Origin of the sequence: Streptomyces muensis, from assembly GCF_021474425.1 — a bacterium.
Taxonomy (GTDB): domain Bacteria; phylum Actinomycetota; class Actinomycetes; order Streptomycetales; family Streptomycetaceae; genus Streptomyces; species Streptomyces muensis.
Map to the genome: position 1 here is coordinate 1 of NZ_JAKEIP010000515.1, position 2,375 is coordinate 2,375.

Here is a 2,375-nt window from a genome sequence, read left to right on the forward strand (position 1 = left end):
CCCTACGCCGACAACCTCCTCACCCGCTGGCAGGAACCCCACCGCCACTACCACACCCTCACCCACCTCACCGCGGTCCTGGACCACATCGACGAGTTGGAAGACCACGCCGACAACCCCGACGTCGTACGCCTCGCCGCCTGGTTCCACGACGCGGTCTACCTCCCCGACCGCTCGGAAAACGAAGAACGCTCCGCCCGCCTCGCCGACCGCGCCCTCACAGAAGCCGGCGTCCCCCCGGAGCGCACCGCCGAGGTGGCCCGCCTGGTCCGCCTCACCACCACCCACGCCCCCGCCCCGGACGACCACGACGGCCAGGTCCTCTGCGACGCCGACCTCGCGATCCTCGCCGCACCCCCCTCCACGTACGCCGCGTACACGGCAGCCGTCCGCGAGGAGTACCACTTCGTACCGAACGACGCCTTCCGCGAGGGCCGGGCCGCGATCCTGCGCCAACTCCTCGACCTGCCAAGCCTGTTCAGCACGCCGTACGGCAAGGAGAAGTGGGAGGCCACGGCCCGCTACAACCTCTCCGCCGAGCTGGAAATGCTGTCGCCCTGACCCACCCGCCGCCGTAGCCTGCACGCCATGCGAGACATAAGCGGAGAACGGCTGGAGCAGGCCGTCGCAAGCTGCGCGGCGCTGCTGCGAACGGTGACCGACCGGGACTGGACGGCCGCCAGGGCCGGGCGGACAGACTGGAACTGCCACGAGACCGTGGTCCATGTCGCCGACGACCTCATCGCCTACGCCGGCAACCTCGCCGGACGCGCGCAGGAGAAGTACGTCCCGTTCGACCTCGCCCCGCACGACGACGCCGACAACGCGGACCTGATCCACATCGTCGAGACCACCGGCGCCATCCTCACCGCCACCATCCGCACCACACCCCCCGAGATACGGGCCTTCCACCCGTACCCCTTCCGCAGCGCGAACCGCGACGGCTTCGCCGCGATGGGCATCGCCGAGGTCATCCTCCACACCCACGACATCGCCGAGGGGCTGGGAGTCGCCTACGAACCTCCCGCCGCCCTCCCCGAGTTCGTCCTCACCCGGATCTTCCCGCACATCCAGCCCGGCCCCGACCACTGGCGCACCCTGCTGTGGGCCACCGGCCGCGGCGACCTGCCCGGCCGGGAGCCGGTCACAGAATGGCGCTGGAACAACAACCTCGTCCTGTCCACCGACCGCCTCACCCTCCAGGGCGTCACCCCCGCCTCCGCCGCCGATCTGAGCGTGGGCGGCGACGGCGGGTTCACCTGGGTCGTGGGCGGACCCTACGAGGGGACACGGGAGGCGGCCGGCATGGTGTTGAAGGCCCGCGAGGCGGGCGTGCACCGGCCCGAGTTCGGCCTGTTCATCCTCGTACGACGGGAGGACGGCCTCGCGGTCGGCGGCATGGGCTTCCACGGCGTCCCGGACGAGGAGGGCCGGGCGGAGGTCGGCTACGACCTGGTCGAGGGCGCCCGCGGCCGCGGCTACGCCAGCGAGGCCCTGACCGCACTGTCGGAGTGGGCCCTGGCCAGGGACGACGTCGACGTCCTCTACGCCACCGTCGAGGCCGACAACCTCCCGTCCCAGGCCGTCGCCACCCGCGCCGGGTACGTAAGGGCACCCCAGGAGGAAGAAAGGCAGGAGACGGCGGACCGCACGCTCCAGCTCTACACCCGCCCGGCAACAGGGTGACCCACGTCACATCTCCCCATGTCACATCCCGCCGAGCCACTCCGTCATAGCTGTGTAACCAACGACAACGGCAACGACGAAAACGGCAAGGGAGTTGGCCATGAACGCCCGCATGAACCTCCTCGAGAACCCGCTCGCCGGCAAGGTCATCAAGCACTTCGGCGCGGCGGGCAAGGCGGTCCACGACTCGCCGCTTCCGGTCAGCACCCAGAACCTGGTGACCCTCCGCGCCAGCCAGATCAACGGCTGCGGCTTCTGCACCGACATGCACAGCAAGGACGCGGTCGCCGCCGGCGAGGACTGGCTGCGCCTCAACCTGGTCGCGGCCTGGCGGGAGGCCACCTGCTTCACCGAGGCCGAGCGCGCCGCCCTGGAACTCACCGAACAGGGCACCCGCATCGCGGACGCGGCCGGCGGCGTCCCGGACGAAGTATGGGAGAACGCCGCCAAGCACTACGACGAGGAACAGCTCGGCGCCTTGGTGATCCTGATCGCCATGATCAACACCTACAACCGGCTGAACGTCATGGTCCAGCAGCCCGCGGGCAGCTACCAGCCCGGCCAGTTCGGCTGATCCGAGCGACGCCGCCCCGCACGGCCGAGGGGGCGCCAGGCCATTCCCTGCCCGGCGAATCAGGCCCTAGCCGTTCGCCCGCCCCTTCGGCCTCCGCAACCCCGCCCCCTGCAAC

The 2,375-nt window shown here is 70.7% G+C and carries 3 protein-coding genes; all 3 read left to right on the forward strand.

All coding sequences use genetic code 11. The features are described from left to right. A partial coding sequence (locus tag L0P92_RS43850; RefSeq protein WP_234768716.1) for an HD domain-containing protein occupies positions 1 to 561 on the forward strand: 561 nt, incomplete at its 5' end. Positions 562 to 588: 27 nt separating this feature from the next. Next, positions 589 to 1,686 carry a GNAT family N-acetyltransferase gene (locus tag L0P92_RS43855; RefSeq protein ID WP_234768717.1) on the forward strand — a complete coding sequence of 366 codons (1,098 nt, stop codon included), beginning with the start codon at positions 589 to 591 and terminating at the stop codon, positions 1,684 to 1,686. 100 nt (positions 1,687 to 1,786) lie between these two features. After that, a complete protein-coding gene (locus L0P92_RS43860; RefSeq protein ID WP_234768718.1) occupies positions 1,787 to 2,260 on the forward strand; it encodes a carboxymuconolactone decarboxylase family protein in 474 nt (157 codons plus the stop codon). Positions 2,261 to 2,375: the final 115 nt, after the last annotated feature.

Bases quoted from the DNA above. Each gene is read 5' to 3' on its own strand.
- L0P92_RS43860 (WP_234768718.1), top strand. From the start codon at position 1,787: ATGAACGCCCGCATGAACCTCCTCGAGAACCCGCTCGCCGGCAAGGTC.
- L0P92_RS43855 (WP_234768717.1), top strand. From the start codon at position 589: ATGCGAGACATAAGCGGAGAACGGCTGGAGCAGGCCGTCGCAAGCTGC.